At 70.4% G+C, this 18,167-nt stretch carries 12 protein-coding genes and 1 pseudogene; 7 read left to right on the top strand and 6 right to left on the bottom strand.

The genetic code is table 11. The features are described 5' to 3' along the window. Positions 1-6: 6 nt before the first annotated feature. Positions 7-2,139, top strand: a complete 2,133-nt coding sequence (locus Afe05nite_RS05520; RefSeq protein ID WP_239117576.1) for a hypothetical protein — start codon at positions 7-9, stop codon at positions 2,137-2,139. A gap of 675 nt (positions 2,140-2,814) precedes the next feature. Here the strand turns inward: Afe05nite_RS05520 and lexA are convergent. Next, positions 2,815-3,576, bottom strand: coding sequence for a transcriptional repressor LexA (gene lexA / locus Afe05nite_RS05525; protein ID WP_203815870.1), 762 nt, complete (start codon positions 3,574-3,576; stop codon positions 2,815-2,817). 262 nt (positions 3,577-3,838) lie between these two features. Between lexA and Afe05nite_RS05530 the strand changes: the two genes are divergently transcribed. The 3 genes from Afe05nite_RS05530 (at position 3,839) to Afe05nite_RS05540 (ending at position 7,801) form a co-directional block, all read left to right on the top strand. Further along, complete coding sequence (locus Afe05nite_RS05530; protein ID WP_239117577.1) at positions 3,839-4,159, top strand: LysM peptidoglycan-binding domain-containing protein; 321 nt, start codon at positions 3,839-3,841, stop codon at positions 4,157-4,159. Positions 4,160-4,435: 276 nt separating this feature from the next. Beyond that, positions 4,436-4,891, top strand: coding sequence for a transcriptional regulator NrdR (gene nrdR, locus Afe05nite_RS05535; protein WP_203815871.1), 456 nt, complete (start codon positions 4,436-4,438; stop codon positions 4,889-4,891). A 30-nt stretch (positions 4,892-4,921) separates the two neighbouring features. Beyond that, complete coding sequence (locus tag Afe05nite_RS05540) at positions 4,922-7,801, top strand: vitamin B12-dependent ribonucleotide reductase (RefSeq protein WP_203815872.1); 2,880 nt, start codon at positions 4,922-4,924, stop codon at positions 7,799-7,801. Positions 7,802-7,903: 102 nt separating this feature from the next. On the opposite strand, the pseudogene Afe05nite_RS05545 reads toward Afe05nite_RS05540, so the two are convergent. Then, a pseudogene (locus Afe05nite_RS05545) lies at positions 7,904-8,543 on the bottom strand (class I SAM-dependent methyltransferase). A 376-nt stretch (positions 8,544-8,919) separates the two neighbouring features. Here Afe05nite_RS05545 and Afe05nite_RS05550 point away from each other — a divergent pair. Further along, on the top strand, positions 8,920-10,779 hold the full coding sequence (locus tag Afe05nite_RS05550) for a 5'-methylthioadenosine/S-adenosylhomocysteine nucleosidase family protein (protein WP_203815873.1): 1,860 nt from the start codon (positions 8,920-8,922) through the stop codon (positions 10,777-10,779). A 24-nt stretch (positions 10,780-10,803) separates the two neighbouring features. Here the strand turns inward: Afe05nite_RS05550 and Afe05nite_RS05555 are convergent, their stop codons facing one another. Beyond that, positions 10,804-13,578, bottom strand: a complete 2,775-nt coding sequence (locus tag Afe05nite_RS05555; protein ID WP_239117578.1) for a galactose oxidase family protein — start codon at positions 13,576-13,578, stop codon at positions 10,804-10,806. A 410-nt stretch (positions 13,579-13,988) separates the two neighbouring features. On the opposite strand from Afe05nite_RS05555, the gene Afe05nite_RS05560 reads away from it, so the two are divergent. After that, complete coding sequence (locus tag Afe05nite_RS05560; RefSeq protein WP_203815875.1) at positions 13,989-15,179, top strand: MFS transporter; 1,191 nt, start codon at positions 13,989-13,991, stop codon at positions 15,177-15,179. A 200-nt stretch (positions 15,180-15,379) separates the two neighbouring features. On the opposite strand, the gene Afe05nite_RS05565 is transcribed toward Afe05nite_RS05560, so the two are convergent. Next, complete coding sequence (locus Afe05nite_RS05565; RefSeq protein WP_203815876.1) at positions 15,380-16,282, bottom strand: alpha/beta fold hydrolase; 903 nt, start codon at positions 16,280-16,282, stop codon at positions 15,380-15,382. Then, the gene (locus Afe05nite_RS05570; RefSeq protein ID WP_203815877.1) at positions 16,279-16,734 is read right to left on the bottom strand and encodes a hypothetical protein; all 456 of its coding nucleotides are present in this window, start codon (positions 16,732-16,734) and stop codon (positions 16,279-16,281) included. The genes Afe05nite_RS05565 and Afe05nite_RS05570 overlap by 4 nt, the downstream gene beginning before the upstream one ends. Before the next feature lie 130 nt (positions 16,735-16,864). On the opposite strand from Afe05nite_RS05570, the gene Afe05nite_RS05575 reads away from it, so the two are divergent. Beyond that, a complete protein-coding gene (locus Afe05nite_RS05575; RefSeq protein ID WP_203815878.1) occupies positions 16,865-17,419 on the top strand; it encodes a hypothetical protein in 555 nt (184 codons plus the stop codon). A gap of 56 nt (positions 17,420-17,475) precedes the next feature. Here Afe05nite_RS05575 and Afe05nite_RS05580 read toward each other — a convergent pair whose 3' ends face one another. Further along, complete coding sequence (locus Afe05nite_RS05580; RefSeq protein WP_203815879.1) at positions 17,476-18,162, bottom strand: iron-dependent transcriptional repressor DtxR; 687 nt, start codon at positions 18,160-18,162, stop codon at positions 17,476-17,478. Positions 18,163-18,167 lie beyond the last annotated feature (5 nt).

Raw genomic sequence — 18,167 nt, forward strand, 5'->3', positions numbered from 1 at the left:
CTGGTGATGGCTGGTCCGTCCAGCGCGTTCGCGGACGATCCGAACCCCACGGTCAGCGTCAAAGCGACCGCGGGCAAGGCCGTCTGCAAGGTGACCGACAAGAAGCTGGACGAGATGTCCGGGATCGTCGCTACCAAGAGCGGATTCGTCGTCGTCAACGACAGCACGACGAACGACGCCCACAAAAAGGTCTTCTTCCTCGACACCAAGTGCAAGGTCGTCGATGAGGTGGCATACAGCGGCAAGGGCCCGTTCGACCCCGAAGACCTGATCCTCTCGCCGGACGGCAGGACGCTGTGGATCGCCGACATCGGCGACAACAACTACGACAAGTCCAGCACCCGTCCCAGCCTGGCGCTCTGGACCATGCCGGTCGACGGGTCGAAGAAGCCGGTCATCCATCGGGTGTCCTATCCCGACAACGACCACCACGACGCCGAGGCGCTGCTGCTCACCGGGGACAACATTCCGCTGATCATCACCAAGGAGATCGGCCGGGCAGCCGTCATCTACCAGCCGACGGCGGCCCTCAAGGCGGACAACGACACCGGGATCCCGCTGAAAAAGGTGGGCGAGCTCACCGTCAACGCGACCGAGACGTCCGGAAACCCGTACGCGCGCATCGGCAACAAAACCATCGACGGCGGCGCCGTCGCGCTCGGCGGCAAGAAGGTCGTGCTACGCACCTACACCGACGCGCTCGAGTGGGACGTCACCAACGGCGACGTGCTGGGCACGATCACGAAGAGCAAGCCGCGCACCACCGCACTGCCCGACGAGACCCTCGGCGAGGCGATCACCTACAGCCCCGACGGCACACTGTTCTACACGGTCTCCGACATGAACGGCGCCGACGACGCGGCCACCAGCATCCTGAAATACACGCCGGCCACCACGGTGACCGAGCTGAAGAAGGCGTCCGGCGGCTCCGGCGGCGGCACCGGCACGGCCTGGTACGCGGACATCACCCTCGACCAGATCACGTGGGCGGTGGGCGCCGTCGGCATCCTCGGCCTCATCCTGGTCGGCGCCGGCATCTTCGGCATCACCAAGCACCGCAAGCGCACCAAGTCGTCCCCCGCCTGGTCCGACGACGACCCGCCGGAGAAGACCGACTCCGATGCCGATCCCGAGACCGAACTGATCGGCGTCGGCGGCGCCCAGCAGCGCGGCGTCTACGGCGGCGCCCGCTCCGGCCCAGCCGCCCCCAGCAGCGGCGCCGGCGTTTACGGCAACAACAACGCCCAGCGCAGCGGCCCCGTCTACGGAGCCGGCGGCGCTGGTGCTGCTGCCTCCGTCTCCGCCGGTGCCGCTCCCGCCGCGGCTCCCGGCGGCGGCCGCCCGCCGCAGGGCCAACCGGGGCGCGGTCCACAGGGCCAGCCTCCGCGCCCGCAGGGCCAACCCGCGCGTGGTCCGCAGGGTCAGCCCGCTCGCAACCCGCAGGGCCAACCGGCGCGGGGCCAGCAGGGTCAGCCCCCGCGTGGTCCGCAGGGTCAGCCCCCGCGTGGTCCGCAGGGTCAGCCCCCGCGTGGTCCGCAGGGTCAACCGCCGCGTGGTCCGCAGGGTCAGCCCCCGCAGGGTCAGCCCGCTCGCAATCCGCAGAGTCAGCCCCCGCGCGGCCCCCAGGGTCAGCCCCCGCGCGGCCCCCAGGGTCAGCCCGCGCAGGGTCAGCCTGCTCGCAACCCGCAGGGCCAGCCCGCGCGCGGCCAGCAGGGTCAGCCCCCGCGTGGCCCACAGGGTCAGCCCCCGCGTAACCCACAGGGTCAGCCCGCACGCGGCCAGCAGGGCCAACCTCCGCGCGGACCGCAACAGCAGCCCGGCGGCCGCAGCGGCCCGGTCTACGGCGGCGGTGGCACTGGTGGCAGTGGCGGTGCCGGCGGCGGCAGCCAGCAACATGGACAGCCACCACGCGGTCCGCAGGGCCAGCGCCCCCAGCGCCCAGCCGGCCCCCAGGGCCAAGGCGGCGGCCAGGGCGGCCAGGGCCCGCGCCCGCCGCAGGGCGGCAATCCCCGCCAGGGCCAGGGTCGCGGTGTCTACGGCCAACCCGGCACCGGCCAGGGCCGCCCACCCCAGCGAGGCGGCGACGACCGCGGTTTCCGCCCCGAGGAACGCTTCGACAACCCCGGCTACCGCCGCTGACCACCAGCCCGTGCGGCATTTCGCGCTGCGCCGACTGAGCAGCGTCTCGGTGCAGCCCGCGCGGCTGTGCTCCGGCAGGCGGTCCCACCGCGATCGGATGCGGCCAGGCGGTTCCACTGCGGATGGCCGCGCCCGAGGGTGGCCTGCGTCCATGCGGCAGTGCGGGCGGCCGCGGCAGCGCGCGCGGCAGCACATCCGGGGGCGGCACGGCGGAGGCGGCCCAGTGGCGGCGGCATAGCGGCTGCGGCCGCGCAGCGAGGGCGGCAGTGGCAGCGGTAGCGACGCCAGCATCGGCGGCGGCGCAGCGAGGAGCAGTGGCGGCGGCACGGCGGCGGGGCAGTGGCGGCGCAGCGAGGGCAGCACAGCGGCAGCGGCGGCGAGGGCAGCGACGCAGCGAGGGCAGCGCGGTGGCACAGCGGGGTGGCGGCGGCACAGCGAGGGCGGTGGCGCAACGAGGGCGGCGGTGATCTCGGCTGGGTGATCGAGGGAGGCCCGGCTCGGGCTGTGGTGGCGGCGTGGGTCAGGGATGAGCGAAGAGGCCGGTCCTGGGGGGACCGGCCTCTCGGGGTGTGCTTGGCCAACGGCCGGGCCGGTGGTCGCGACGGCCTGGGGCACCGGCTGGCTGGGCGCTGGGTGGGGGACTGGTGTCGCCCGTATTTATATAGTTCGGGGTTTTTACACGCGGCGCAGGACGGCGACCACTCGGCCCATGATCGTGGCGTTGTCGCCGGGGATGGGGTCGAAGGCCGGGTTGGCGGGCATGAGCCAGACGTGGCCGTCGCGCTGGCGGTAGCTCTTGACGGTGGCCTCGCCGTCGATCATGGCGGCCACTATGTCGCCGGCGTCGGCGTTGGGCTGTTGGCGGACCACTACCCAGTCGCCGTTGCAGATGGCGGCGTCGATCATCGAGTCGCCCTTGACCTCGAGCATGAAGACGTCGCCCTCGCCGACCAGTTCGCGCGGCAGCGGGAAGAACTCCTCGACCGCCTGCTCGGCCAGGATCGGGCCGCCCGCGGCGATGCGGCCGACCAGCGGGACGTAGGCCGGCTGGGGGCGGGCGTTGCGCAGTGCCACGTCGTCGACCATGTCGCTGGGGGCGCGCACGTCGACGGCTCGGGGGCGGTTGGGGTCGCGGCGCAGGAAACCCTTCTGCTCCAACGCTTTCAGCTGGTAGGCGACGCTGGACGGGGAGACCAGGCCGACCGCCTCGCCGATCTCGCGGACGCTCGGCGGGTAGCCGTAACGCTCCACCCAGCCGCGGATGAACTCGAGGATGCGCCGCTGGCGGGCGGTGAGGTCGGCGGTCACCAGGTCGGGGAAGTGGCTGACCACGGGGGTGACGGCGCGCAGCTTGGGTGCGCCTTCGGCGCGGGACCTCGCCGGTGTGCGGCGCTGGGTGATCTGTTGTTGCCGGCTGGTCCGGTCGTCGGTCGACACGTCCGCCCTTCCTGTCGGCCAGTGCCTCTCGGCACGTGGTGCGCTCGCGGAACCGGACAAACACCGTGGGGATGGCGGATGCCCGGTTGACCCCTCTTGACGGGAAACCCTAAGCGCGGGGTGCGACATATTCAAACATCTGTACGACTTTCTGTCGGCGTGTCGCTCAGAAGTGCTCGACTTCCGTACGCGTGTTCTGATAGACCGTCGTACGGGCGTTCGATCGAACGAGTGTCCTAACGGCGATCTTGAGGGGATCGACATGGTGGCGCACGACGTTCGGCGGGTTGATCCGCCGCTGCGACTGACTCGCCGTGGACGGGCCGTGGTGCTGGTCCTCCTCGCGCTGGTGGCCTCGCTCGCCAGCGCCGTGTTGTTCACCACCGCCTCGCGGGCGTCCGTGGAGCCGGCCGGCGCGTCCCCCACGTTGACCGTGCGCACCGGCGACACGTTGTGGGACATCGCGAGTCGCGCGCGGCCCGGGGGTGACGGTCAGGTGGCCGTCGCCGAACTGCGTCGGCTGAACCATCTGGACGGCTACGATCTGGTGCCCGGGCAGGTTTTGATCTTGCCCCGATCGTGACGAAGAGCCGCCGTATGTAGTCGCCGGTACACCGCACGTGACGAGGCGGAAAATACGGCGCGTCGGCACGTTCTTGGCTTGCTTCCGCGTCCGCATGGGCCTAGCGTCTACCCCAACATCTAGTAGTTACAAGGGTGTAAGTCATCCACAGGTTGGGGTTTCCCTCCCCGTTCTCTCCACAGGCTGTTGACGGCGGCGCGCTGGTTGTTACCTTCGCGACGTCGCTTTTCGGCGTGCCCGGAGGACCATGGGAGAGGGTTCCGGAAGGAGATCGCGGTGCGCTGCCCGTACTGTCGCCATGCCGATTCGCGCGTGGTCGACTCGCGTGAGGCCGAGGACGGTGCTCTGATCCGTCGCCGGCGCTCGTGCCCCGAGTGCGGCAAGCGGTTCACCACGGTCGAGGAGGCGGTCCTCGCCGTTGTCAAGCGCAGCGGCGTCACGGAGCCCTTCAGCCGGACGAAGATCATGAGCGGGGTCCGCAAGGCCTGCCAGGGCCGGCCCGTCGACGAGGACTCGATCGCCCTGCTCGCGCAGAAGGTCGAGGAGACGATCCGGGCCAAGGGTGCGGCAGAGATCCCCAGCCATGAGGTGGGTCTCGCGATCCTCGTCCCGCTGCGCGATCTCGACCAGGTGGCTTATCTCCGGTTCGCCAGCGTCTATAAGTCCTTCGACTCGCTCGACGAGTTCCAGAAGGAGATCGACGCGCTGCGCGAAGCCAAGCAGCAGGCGTAAAGACGAGCAGTTTCGACGAGGGGGAGCAGTATGGCCGGGGACGGCATCACAGCAGGGAAGCAGCGCAGCCGTGCGAACGGCAGCGCGCCGACCGGGGGGCTGCGGATCGAGCGGGTGTGGACGACCGACGGTGTCCACCCGTACGACGAGGTCGAGTGGCAGCGCCGCGACGTCGTCATGACGAACTGGCGGGACGGCTCGATCAACTTCGAGCAGAAGAACGTCGAGTTCCCCGCGTCCTGGAGCGTGAACGCGGCGAACATCGTGACGACCAAGTACTTCCGCGGTGCGGTCGGCACCCCGGAGCGGGAGTGGTCGCTCAAGCAGCTCATCGATCGGGTCGTCTCGACCTACCGGGCGGCCGGCGAGAAGTACGGCTACTTCGCCACCCAGGCCGACGCCGAGCTGTTCGACCACGAGTTGACCTGGATGCTGCTGCACCAGGTGTTCAGCTTCAACTCGCCGGTCTGGTTCAACGTCGGCACCAAGTCGCCGCAGCAGGTCAGCGCCTGCTTCATCCTGTCGGTCGACGACTCGATGGACTCCATCCTGGACTGGTACAAGGAGGAGGGGCTGATCTTCAAGGGCGGCTCCGGCTCCGGGGTCAACCTGTCCCGCATCCGCTCGTCGAAGGAACTGCTGTCGTCCGGGGGGACCGCCAGCGGACCGGTGAGCTTCATGCGCGGCGCCGACGCCAGCGCGGGCACCATCAAGTCGGGCGGCGCCACCCGCCGCGCCGCCAAGATGGTCATCCTCGACGTCGACCACCCCGACATCGAGGAGTTCGTCACCACCAAGGCGCGCGAGGAAGACAAGATCCGCGCCCTGCGGGACGCCGGCTTCGACATGGACCTCGGCGGATCCGACATCGTCTCGGTGCAATACCAGAACGCCAACAACTCGGTACGCGTCTCCGACGAGTTCATGCGGGCGTACGAGGACGGCACCGACTTCGCCCTCCGCAGCCGGCTGGACGGCTCGGAGATCGAGCGCGTCGACGCCAAGAAGCTGTTCCGCGACATCGCCAAGGCCGCGTGGGAGTGCGCCGACCCGGGCATGCAGTACGACGACACGATCAACGACTGGCACACCAACCCCGAGACGGGCCGGATCACCGCGTCCAACCCCTGCTCGGAGTACATGTCGCTGGACGACTCGTCCTGCAACCTGGCCTCGCTCAACCTGATGAAGTTCCTCAAGGCCGACGGTGGCTTCGAGGTGGAGAAGTTCGTCAAGAGCGTCGAGTTCATCATCACCGCGATGGAGATCTCGATCTCGTTCGCCGACTTCCCGACCGAGCGGATCGGCGCCACCACCCGTGCCTACCGCCAGCTCGGCATCGGCTACGCCAACATCGGCGCCCTGCTGATGGCGTCCGGCCTGCCGTACGACTCGGAGGGTGGCCGCGGGGTCGCCGCCGCCATCACCTCGCTGATGACCGGCACCGCCTACCGTCGCTCGGCCGAGATCGCCGGTGTGGTCGGCCCCTACGAGGGTTACGCCCGCAACGCCGACGCGCACAAGCGGGTCATGCGCAAGCACTCCGCCGCGAACGACGAGATCAAGACCACCAACTCGGTCGCCATCGAACTGGTCCGCGAGGCCACCAAGCAGTGGCAGGCGGGTCTGTCGATCGGCGCGAAGAACGGCTGGCGCAACGCCCAGGCGTCGGTGCTCGCCCCGACCGGCACCATCGGCCTGATGATGGACTGCGACACCACCGGCATCGAGCCCGACCTGGCCCTCGTGAAGTTCAAGAAGCTGGTCGGCGGCGGTTCCATGCAGATCGTCAACCAGACGGTCCCGCGGGCGCTGCGCAGCCTCGGCTACCCCGAGGAGCAGGTCGAGGCGATCGTCGAGCACATCGCCGACCACGGCAACGTCGTCGACGCCCCTGGTCTCAAGCCGGAGCACTACGCGGTGTTCGACTGCGCCATGGGCGAGCGCGCGATCGCCCCGATGGGTCACGTGCGGATGATGGCGGCCGTGCAGCCGTTCATCTCGGGTGCCATCTCCAAGACGGTCAACATGCCGGAGACGGCGACCGTCGAGGAGATCGAGAACATCCACTACCAGGGATGGAAGCTCGGCCTGAAGGCGCTCGCGATCTACCGCGACAACTGCAAGGTCGGCCAGCCGCTGTCCGCGGCCGGCAAGAAGAAGCCCGCGGCGCCGGCCCCCGTGGCCGAGGCCGAGAAGGTCGTGGAGAAGGTCGTCGAGTACCGCCCGGTCCGCAAGCGCCTGCCGAAGAAGCGCCCGTCGGAGACGGTGTCGTTCTCGGTCGGTGGCGCCGAGGGCTACCTCACCGCGTCGTCCTACCCCGACGACGGCCTCGGCGAGGTCTTCCTGAAGATGTCGAAGCAGGGTTCCACCCTGGCCGGCGTCATGGACGCGTTCTCGGTGGCGATCTCGATCGGCCTGCAGTACGGCGTGCCGCTGGAGACCTACATCAGCAAGTTCACCAACATGCGCTTCGAGCCGGCCGGTATGACCGACGACCCGGACGTGCGGATGGCCGCGTCGGTGATGGACTACATCTTCCGTCGCCTGGCGCTCGACTTCCTGCCCTACGAGACCCGTGCCGAGCTGGGCATCTTCACGGCGAAGGAGCGGGCCGCCCAGGTGCAGGCGGAAGCGGCCGCCGACGCCGCGGCCGCCTCGGCGGAACTGGCCGACTTGGCCGGCATGGCCGCCTCGGCCCCGGTCTCCGCCCCGGTGGGCGCGGCGTCCACCCCGGTCGACGTCGACAAGCAGGTGCCGGTGAGCATCGGCTCGTCGACCGAACTGCTGGAGGTCAAGATGGGCCACGCCGCTGACGCGCCGCTGTGCTTCACCTGCGGCACCAAGATGCGCCGCGCCGGCAGCTGCTACGTGTGCGAGGGCTGCGGCTCGACCTCGGGCTGCAGCTAGTCAGCCGGTGACCAGTTAGGAAAGTCCCCCGGACGTTGCCGTCCGGGGGACTTTTCCTTGCCGCAGCACCAGCAGGTCGAGGGCGTCGATCCCCGGTCCGGACTAGGTTCGTGCGGCTTCCCGCAGACGGACTACGCCCGCCGCATGGGCTTCATCGCTTATCAACTGCAGGGGCGTACGCGCCTCGCGTCGCAGAGCGGCGGCGGCATCGGCCACTGACGGAGCGGTCACCTGCGGGACCGGTTCGCAGCCGGTCGGCGTGAAGCCGGCCGCGGCGAACGCCGCCTTGACGCCGGGGATGCTCGGGTAGCGGTCCAGCACGGCGACGGCTTCCGGGAAGAAGCGGAACAGGTTGATCGCTTCGCGCCGGCCGGCGAACGCGGAGCGGATCAGCACCGGTGCGCCCGGCCTCAGCACCCGCCGGATCTCGCGGGCGGCGGCTCCAGGTCGGGGACGTGGTGGATCACGGTGGAGAGCCAGACCCCGTCGAGGCTTGTGTCCGGGAGCGGGATGTCGTCGGCCGCGCCGGCCAAGACCGGCTGGAACATCGCCCGCTCCCGCATCGCTGCCGACGTCTCGACCGCCAGCACCTCGACGCCCGGCCACCAGGTGCGAAAGGCCCGCGCCCAGCTGCCGGTGCCGCATCCGAGGTCGAGCAGTCGCGCCCCGGAGCGGGCTCGAAGTGCCGGCCGATCGCGGCACGCCAGGTAGCGCCATCCACCGACCCAACCTGGCCGACCACCCGGTGAGCAAGAGCGAGGGCATCGGTTCACGTCTCTCGGGCCGAGCCGGCATGGACCTACGCGAGACGCTCGTCGCGATCAGGGCCGCGATAAACTCAAGCTTCCGTTCTGGGATGAGCCGGAAGGCCGTCGAGCGACTCGTCAGCCGGCCTCACCAACGCGTCTCCGGCAAGGAGGAAGCGGTGTCCTGTGCCGGGTTGCTGATCCGTGACGGGCGGTAGCCGCGGCGGGCGTACGGCCACGTCCGGCTCGCAGCCCACGTGGGCCGAGTGTCGAGCGGCCGCCGTGTCGATCCGGCAGGCTGAATACGCGGCCGAAGCCGTTGCGACGATCCGGCCGCGCGGGCCCCTGGGCATCACTCGCGGTCGAGGACCGTTGAGCCTGCTGCTGTACGTCTCCGCCGCCGACGGCACCCTCGTCTGGCGTGGTCCGGATTCGCTCGCTCTTCTGCAGCCACCCGGTGACCGGCCGAGAAAGCCGGCGACCGGCGGCCCCCGAACGGCCTTTCTCCGCCTGCTGGTGCGGCACTGGGATGTCGCGGTCCTGGCCGTTCCGACCACAGTGCTGCTCGGGCTGGCGGGCGTCGCCGCGGCGCTCGTTGCCGCCGGATTCGCCGCCTTCGCCTGGCCCGGGCTGCTGCTCGCGCTGGCGGTGCTCGGCTACGTGGCGGTCATGCTCGGCTCCGGTCTCGTACGCGGCATGGTGGGTCTGCTCCGTGGCGCCGGCCGGGCGGCGGCGCGGGAGGACGAGATCGCCGCACAGCTGTTGCCCGGGATCCACTGGACCATCGTGCTTTGCCATCACGTCGACGCCGGCTCGCCGCAGCATCTGCTCCGGCGGGTGCAGCACCGATTGGAGCTCCTCCTCACCACCGATGTCGAGGAGGTGGCGGCCGATCTCGGCGTGCGAGTGACCAAGGCCGCGGTGACCGAACAACTCGTCTGGTTACGAAGCGGCACGACCACGGAGCGGGCGCGGGAGGCGGTGAGTGCCTGGTCCGACCGTTCCCGCTTCGCCGGCCCCGGTCGGGCGTACACGGTGCGCACCTCGGACTTCGCCGCCCGCCGTCCACCGTCGCGGGTCTTCGATCGTGGCGGTTTCCTGTTCTGGTATCTCGCCGGTGAGGTGCTGGTCGTCGCCGTGCTGGCGGCGATGGTGCCGCGGTGGGAGAGCGCCGAGTGCGGGGCCACGTGCGCCGGCCATCCGGTCACCTACGGGGCGGCCGTCCGGTGGCTCGCCCAACGGCTGCTGCTCACCGACCCGTCCGGTCTCGCCCTCACCAGCCGGCCCGCCTGGGTCATCGGCTGGCTGGTGAGCGTGATGTCGCTGGTCGGCGTCTTCGTCGCCGTCGCTGCCCTGCGGCAGTACACCCGGGCGCGGTATGCCGTGCTGTCGGCCGCGGCGCGCCGGGCGAAGGCGCTCAACGACCGCACCCGCGCCCTCATCATGGTGGCCACCACCGAGGAACGGGACGCGGTTCTGGCCGCGGCCGCGGCGGTGACCGGCAGCTCGCCGGAGATGACGGTGCACGACAGCGAGGTCGTCTGGCAGCTCGGAACCGTGAGTGCCACCCAGCTGATGCTCGTCCAGGTGGAGCCGGGCGCGGTCGGTCCCGGCGCGGCGGCCATTTCCGCTGCCGCCCTGGTCGGCAAGCTCGACCTGGACTTCTTCCTGCTTGTCGGCATCTGTTACGGGCTCAAACCGGAGAGCCAGGAACTCGGCGACATCCTGGTCTGCACCCAGTTACGGGCGATCGAGCACCGGAAGGAGACCGAGCCGGCAGACACTCCGGTCCCGCGTTCCGGCGCCGAGACCCCCGCGTTGATCCGGGACACACCCGCGCCGACCGGGCCGCGAACCGTCCGTGTGCGAGGCGACTACGTGACTCCGTCGGTAGCCCTGCTCAGCCGGTTCCGGGCCGTGCAGCACAGCTGGACCCGGCCGCCCACCGTGCACTTCGGTCCGATGCTCTCGGCGAGCACGCTTGTCAACTCGCGGTCACTGCGCGACGAACTGGTGGCTCAGCAACCCGAGGCGGTCGGTGGCGAGATGGAGGGCGCCGGGGTGTACGCCGCGGCGGCGCACGCGAAGGTCGACTGGATCGTCGTCAAGGCGATCTGTGACTGGGGCTTCGGGAAGACCGATGACTTCCACCTGACGGCAGCGCGCAACGCCGCCTCGTTCGTCCTCCGTGCGGCCGAACTCGGCCTGCTGGACGAGGCGCCGACCGGCTGACCCGGTCGACGCCCCGCCGAGCTCTCAGCCGATCTTGATGATCTTCGCGACGCTCGGTACACCCTTGGCATCCAGGGCGAACAGCATCCAGTAGCCCGGCACCGCGATGCCCTTGTCGGCCGGGATCGTCAGGTTGTAGCCACCGTTGGCCGCCGTCGGGACCAGTGACAACCGTCGCTGGTCGGTGTCGACGGAGTGGGTGGCCGTGCCCATCCGCACGATCGAGAAGGCGGTGACCGCCGACCCGGTCTTCACATTGATCGTCGCCCCGTTGGCGGCCGTGGTGGGAGCAGTGGTGATCGTCGGCCGGGTGGCCGCCGTCCCCTCCGCGGTCAGCAGGTAGGGCGGGGTGAAGATCTGCCCGTCGAAGTGGTTGGTGTCGCAGGTGGCTCCGCACAGACCGCCGCCGGCGCTGAGCACGCGGGCGTCGGGCAGGAGAAGAGCGATGCTGTGGTACGTACGTGGCACCGCCTGCGTGGCCATGGTCGTGAACGTCTCGGTGGCCGGGTCCCAGAGTTCGGCGTTCATGACAGCCGTGTTGTCGGAGAACGGCACCGCGAAGTTCTCGCCACCGACCACCAGAACCTTGCCGTCCGGCAGCACCACACTGTTCTGGAAGGCCCGGGTGTTCGCCATCGAGCCGACCTTCTTGGTGGTCACGGTGGTGCCGTTGATGGTCAGCACGTACGCGTTGGCGGTGGCGTTCGAGTCGTCGTAGCTGGGCGCCCCGCCGACGGTCAGGATCTTGCCGGTGTCGTACATGACCGCGTTGCCGTTCATGGCGTCGCCGTCGTCACCGCGCGTGCCGGCTCCGGCGACCGAACCCTGCCCGCTGATCGTGTACCAGTTCATCTGCTTGCTCGGGCCGGCCTGCAGCACCTTGTTACCGCTCCACGCGATGAGCCAGGCGTGGTTGTCCTTGCGGTAATCGCCGTTGCCGCTCGGGTCGGCGGTCAGCATCGGCACCACGTCGGCGCCGGGCAGTGACGTCCAGCCGGCGGTGGCCGACCACACCTCGCCGTTCTTGCGGTTGGCGTTGTAGCCGCCGGTGCCGCCGCTCCACGAGCCGCCGATGGTGAAGACCCGCCCGTCGCCGAGGGTGACGCTCGACTGGTAGCCGCGCGGCGTGGTCATGTCCGGCCCGTTCGTCCAGGCGTCGGTGCCCGGGTTGTAGATGCTGGTGACCGCCGCGTCGTTGCCGCCGGTGACCATGATCCGGCCGTCCGGCAGCACGGAGATGCCGGGGCAGAACATGTCGTGCCCGGTCTCGGTGACCTCGCGCTGGGTGACCACGCCGGTGGCCGGGTCGTACGTGGCGGTCAGGGTGCGCCCGGTGCCGCCGACGTAGTCGTCGTTCCAGGACGCCGACCAGGTGAGCACCTTGCCGTTGGGCAGCACCGCGGCCGCGACCGGGATCAGCGGGAAGCCGACCGGGGCGCTCCACGTGCCGCGGCCGGCGACGACCGAGCCGCTGGGGCCGAGCACGTAGAACTCGGCGGCGGTCGACCACGGTCCGCTGCTGCTGCTCGTCACGGTGATCCGCAGATAGCGCGCGGTGGTCGAGGGGAAGACGACGGTCTGCATGGCGGTGGAGGTGGTGGCGAACGACTGGGCGGTGACCCGGTCGGTCCACGTCGCGTTGTCGGTCGACGTCTGGATCCGGTACTGCCCGATCAGGCCGTTGAGCGAGGAGTCCTGCCGGGGCAGGTAGGACAGACCGCCGACGAGTTGGTTCGACTTCATGTCGATCGTGTAGGTGTGCGGCAGGCCCGGCGCGTTCGCGTCGCTCCACACCGTGTGCCAGAGGGTGTCGGGGTCGCCGTCGAGCGCGTTGGCCGCCCGGCCGTCCTCCCCGACGGTTTCCTGCGAGTCGGCGGTCGCGGTCCAGCCGGTGCGGGTCAGGCGCGGGTCGGGCCGGCCGAGCAGGTTGATCTCGGCGGCCGAGGTCCAGGGACCGCGGCGGCCGGCTTCGGTGAGTGCGGTGAGGCGTACGTACCGGGCCAGCTCCGAACCGAACGTGGTGGTCTGCGCCGTGGCGACGTCGGTGAACGCCCCGGTCGTGACCCGCGGCGACCAGGCCGTGCCGTCCATGCTGGTCTCGATGCGATATTGACCGATGTCGCCGTTGAGCGACCCGTCCTGGCGGGTCAGGTAGGACAGTCCGGAGACCAGGTTCACCGAGTGCATGTCGATCGTGAACGTGTGCGGCAGGGCCGGCTCGCCGCCCTGCCACTGGGTGTGCCAGATGGTGCCGGTGTTGCCGTCGATCGCGTTGGCCGCCTTGGCGTCCTCGCCGGCCGTCTCCTGGCTGTCGGCGGCGACCGTCCAGCCGGTGCGCGGTAGCGCCGGGTCGGTGCCGCCGAGCAGGTTGATCTCGGCCGCGGTCGCCCACTTGACCCGGTTGCCGGCCTCGGTGACCGCGGTGAGCCGGACGTACCGGGTGATCACCGTGTTGATCGTGACGGTCTTGGCGGTGGCGGTGTCGGCGAACGTGCCGGTGGCGATGTTCGCGCTCCAGGTCGTCCCGTTGTCGCTGACCTGCACCCGGTACTGCCCGATCCGGCCGTTCGTGCCGGTCGCCGGCAGGTAGGTGAGGCCGCTGAGTGCCACCCGGTTCTTGGTGTCGATCGTGATGGTGTGCGGCATCGCGGTGTCGGTGCTCTTCCACGCCGTGGCCGTGTTGTCGTCGAGTGCCTTGGCGGCCTCGAACCCGGACGTGGCGGTGTCGGCGGCGACCGTCCAGCCGGTGCGCGGCAGCGGTGCGGCGGTGGTCACGGCCACCGGCACGGCCCGTGGCATCACATGTTTGGAGTGCTCATCCGACCCGACGGCGCTCGACGCGCTCGGCGTCTGTGCGTGCAGCGCCACTGCGGTGCCGGCAGCCACACACAACACCGCGGTAGCCGCGGCGCGGGACCACGATCCCATTTTCCCCCCAGGCAGTCTTTCCTCGCGGAAAGGAGATCGCGGCGGGGGCCTCCGGCGATATCGACTCGGCGTGCCAACAAATCCCACGAGCGGCCAAATGACAGCCCAGGAAAGCGGCGCTATAGTGCTTCAGCTATTCGCACTAATCACCACGCAAATGGGCGAAAGGGCGACACCTGGCTGCCGGAAACCCGCGTTCTGCCTGCTAGTCGCCTAGTTGACCGATCTCCGGATTTGCTGTGGGTTTCAAAAGTCTGAGCTTTAACGAGTAAGTTGAGCCGGTGACGACCACCACCGACCTCGACCGGGCCAAAGTCGCGGTGGCCGCCACCTTCGCGACAAACGGACTCGCTTTCGCCGGCTGGCTGGGCCGCGCCCCCACCGTCCGCGACGAACTGCATCTCTCCGCCGCCGGCTTCGGGTTGTTGTTGCTCTGCATCTCGGCCGCCGCGATCCTCACCATCCCGCTGGCCGGCCCGCTGGTGCAGCGCCTCGGCCCGGCGCGCACCATCATGATCAGCAGCAGTTCGATGGTGGTCGGCCTGATCGGCCTGGGCACCGGCACCCTGACCGGCGACGTCGCGATCGCCGCCGTCGGCCTGGTGCTCGTCGGGGCCGGCAACAGCTCCTGGGACGTCGCCATGAACGTCGAGGGGGCCGACGTCGAGCGCCGCCTCGGCCGCACGATCATGCCGCGCTTCCATGCCGGCTTCAGCCTGGGCACGGTGCTCGGCGCCGGCCTGAGCGCCCTGGCGGCGGCCGGCGGCCTGCCGATCTGGTCGCAGCTCTATCTCACCGCGTTCCTCGCGGCCGCGGTCACCTTTCCGACGGTACGGCGTTTCCGGCCGCACGAGGTCCACGACCCGAGCCGTTCCGACGGGGTCAGCGTCGCCCAGGCGTGGCGCGAACCCCGTACCGTCCTGATCGGTCTGATCATGCTCGGATTCGGGTTCGCCGAGGGCACCGCGAACGACTGGCTCGCGATCAGCCTCGTCGACGGTTACGGCACCGGCGAGACGGTCGCCGCCATAGGGTACGGCTCGTTCGTCATCGCGATGACGCTGTCCCGCCTCTTCGGCGGCTACGCCATCGAACGCTGGGGCCGGGTGGCGGTGCTGCGGACCACGGTCGTCGCCGGCCTCGTCGGCGTGCTCCTCGTCATCTCCGGCATCGGGGTGCCGGTCGCCCTGCTCGGCGGCCTGCTGTGGGGCGCCGGTTCGTCGCTCGGCTTCCCGATCGGGATGAGCGCGGCCGCGGACGACCCGGCCCGAGCCGCGATCCGGGTCTCGGTGGCCGGCTCGATCGGCTACGGCGCCTTCCTGGCCGGCCCACCGCTGATCGGCGTCCTGGCCCAGCATTTCGGCGTCCTCAACGCGATCCTGTGCGTCCTGGCCGCCCTGGCGATCGGCCTGTTCGCCTCCGGCGCCGCCCGCCCGCTACCCGCCCCGGTAATCGACGACGAGCCCCGCTGACCCGCCCCACCCGGCGCGCCGACTCGGCCACCGCAAGCCGCTGCTGCTACCGCAAGCCCGCCTGCGCTCGCGGGTGGGCGCAGTGCCCGGGTCCGGGCCGCAGCGGGCGCACGGCCCGGTGTCGCACTCGGCTGGGACTGCTCGGCGGGACCTGGGTAGCGCGTACTCGAATCGGTGGTTGCGGTTGAGGTTCGGTGGTTTCAGCGGTGGGCCGTCAGGAAGTCGGTGATCAGGCCGGCGAGCACGTCGGGTTGTTCGGCGACCATGGCGTGCGAGGCGCCGGCGAGCTGGAGGTACCGCGGGTGGGCGGCGGCCTTCGCCTGCTCGACGACGTAACGCCGGTGGGCCGCGTAGAGGTCGGCGAACGGCTCCTGTTGGGGCAGGTCGCGGGTGGCCAGCACGAGCAGTTCGGGGCAGGTCGTCGAGGCGTAGACCGGACCCAGGTCCAGCTCGTTCATGAGCTCGCGCATCTGGGTCGTGGCGGCCGCGGAGGGGCGCATCGAGGTCTCGCCGTGCTCCTGCTTCAGGTTGCGGCGGACGCCCTCGATCCAGACCTTCTCGTTGGCGCCCAGGTCGCGGGCCGTCTGCCGCTGGTTCTCGAGGATGCCGGGCAGTTGGTCGGGCGGGATGACCTGACCGGCCATCGCCTCCATCTGGTCGAAGACCGCGTGCAGCCGGGCCAGTTCGGCCTGCGCCTTCTCCGGGTCGAGGCCGGGCAGCTGGGCCGGCCGCGTGGGCGGCGGGTTGCCGTCGAGGCTGACCACGCCCGGGGTCTCCGGGTGTCGCTGACCCCACAGTGCCGCCAGCATGCCGCCGAACGAGTGGCCCACCACCGCGGGCCGCTCCAGGTCGAGGTGCGCGCAGACCGCGGCCAGGTCGGCCAGGCCCGCGTCCCACGTCCACTGGCCGTCGCCGGAACGGCCGTGCCCGCGCAGGTCCATGGTGATCACCCGGTGGTGCGGGCGCAGGGCCCGGGCCAGCACGGTGAGCTGGGCGAGGTTGCCGCCGGCGCCGTGCAGGAGCAGCAGCGGGGGCTGGTCGCCGCCGAAGTCGCGGATCGCGATCGGCAGTTCCCCGGCGTCTATCAGTCGATCGTTGATCATGGTTCTCCTCGGGTGTCGCGGGCCCGCAGGCGGTCGCGGATGGCCGACGACGGCACGCCGCCGTCGGGGTGGCGCGGCAGGCGGCCGCGCCGCACCAGGTCGTGCACGCCCTGGCGGGTGATGCCGAGCATGGCGCCGGCGGTGGCGTAGGTGACCGACTCGGACCACGGATGCCCGGCCCGCACGGCGATGACCTGGCCGAGCGGGGTGGCCCACCATTCGGGGGGCGGGTCGAAGGCGCGGTCGCCCGGGTAGAGCGTGGCGATCAGGCGGGCGGCGGCGAGCGTGGCCTCGTGGTCGGTGCCGTCACGCAGCGTGTCGGCCCAGCGGCGAGCTCGCAGCGCGACGAGGCGCCGCAGGGCGTCCACCGAGTCGTCGCCCTCGAGCAACACCTCGAGCGGGTCGAGCAGGCGGACGTCGAGCAGGCGCACGATTTGCCCGACGAGATCCACGGTACTGATCCTGGGTCTACTTGACACTTGATGTCAAGTAACGGTGAGTGTCCGAATGATGCCGGAAGCGGCCTTTCGTGGCATCGCCGGGCAAAGTACGGTTCTTCCCGACCCGTCGGGAGGATCCTCCGTGCGTTCGCGTGCCGCCGCCGTCGCTCTCCTCTTGCTTGCCGTGGCCGGCTGCGATCAGAAGGACAGATCGTCCGCGGATGCGGCGCTGCCCCCGGTCGACGCCGCCGACCAGCCCGCCGCCTCCGCCGGTGGCGCCTGCATCCTCTGGGACTACCCGTTCATCGCGGCCAAGATCGGCGTGAAGTTCGAGGTCGCCGCGTCCGGCCAGGTCGACGACACCTCGACCTGCGTGGTGCAGACCGTCGCCGCCGACTACCCCGACCTGACGCTGAGCGTGGTGGAGAGCACGCAGGCCGACGCGAAGCTGTTCGACTCGGATCTCAAGCCGGCCAAGGCCACCGCGATCAAAGGGCTCGGCAAGGCCGGTTACCGGCTCAACACCGCCGCCGCCGGGGCGCACGGACCGGTCGTCGAGATCGGCTGGCTCAGCGAGGCGAAGCAGCTGCAGACGCTGCGCTTCACCTTCGCCAAGACCGCCGCGGCCGCCGACGTGCCGGCCATGAACACCAAACTGCTCGAGCTCGCCAAGGCGATGGACACCACCGCCGGCTGACGCCGTGACTTCAGTACGCCGTGACTTCAGTGGGCCGTGAGTCAGTGGGCCGTGAGTCAGTGGGCCGCGACGAAGACCCGTGAGGCGACCTCGCGCGGCAGGCGGATCTTGTCGCCCGAGCGGTCGATGGTCACCGCGTCGCGCTCCTGCGCCACCGTGACCGTCGTGCCCGGGTCGATGCCGGCCGCGTGCAACTGGCGCAGCACGTCGGCATTGGTCTGCACGCTCTCGCAGATGCGGCTCACCACCACGCTGCCGGACAGGCCCGGGAACGCGAGGTTGCGCTCGCCCGCGCCGGCGAGGATGCTCTCCTCCTCATCCGGCGCTCCCAGCTTGTCGAGGCCGGGAATCGGATTACCGTACGGCGAGCGGGTCGGCCGGTTGAGCAGCTCGTAGACCTTCCGCTCGACCGAGTCGCTCATCACGTGCTCCCAGCGGCAGGCCTCCTCGTGGGCCTCCTCGTAAGGCAGTCCGATGACGTTCACCAGAAGAAGCTCGGCCAACCGGTGCTTACGCATGACTCCGACGGCGGCCACCCGGCCGGCCGGGGTCAGCACGAGGTGACGGTCGCCCTCAACCGTGAGGAGCCCGTCACGTTCCATCCGTGCAACGGTCTGACTGACCGTCGGACCGCTCTGGTGCAGGCGCTCGGCGATGCGAGCCCGCAGCGGCGGGACGCCCTCCTCCTCGAGTTCGAGGATGGTCCTGAGATACATCTCGGTAGTGTCGACAAGATCATTCAAGGTGC

The sequence above is a fragment of the Paractinoplanes ferrugineus genome (assembly GCF_016862195.1).
GTDB lineage: Bacteria > Actinomycetota > Actinomycetes > Mycobacteriales > Micromonosporaceae > Actinoplanes > Actinoplanes ferrugineus.

Coding starts and splice junctions, on each gene's coding strand:
- Afe05nite_RS05520 (WP_239117576.1), top strand. CDS start 7: ATGGCTGGTCCGTCCAGCGCGTTCGCGGACGATCCGAACCCCACGGTC.
- Afe05nite_RS05530 (WP_239117577.1), top strand. CDS start 3,839: ATGGTGGCGCACGACGTTCGGCGGGTTGATCCGCCGCTGCGACTGACT.
- Afe05nite_RS05540 (WP_203815872.1), top strand. CDS start 4,922: ATGGCCGGGGACGGCATCACAGCAGGGAAGCAGCGCAGCCGTGCGAAC.
- Afe05nite_RS05555 (WP_239117578.1), bottom strand. CDS start 13,578: ATGCCACGGGCCGTGCCGGTGGCCGTGACCACCGCCGCACCGCTGCCG.
- Afe05nite_RS05565 (WP_203815876.1), bottom strand. CDS start 16,282: ATGATCAACGATCGACTGATAGACGCCGGGGAACTGCCGATCGCGATC.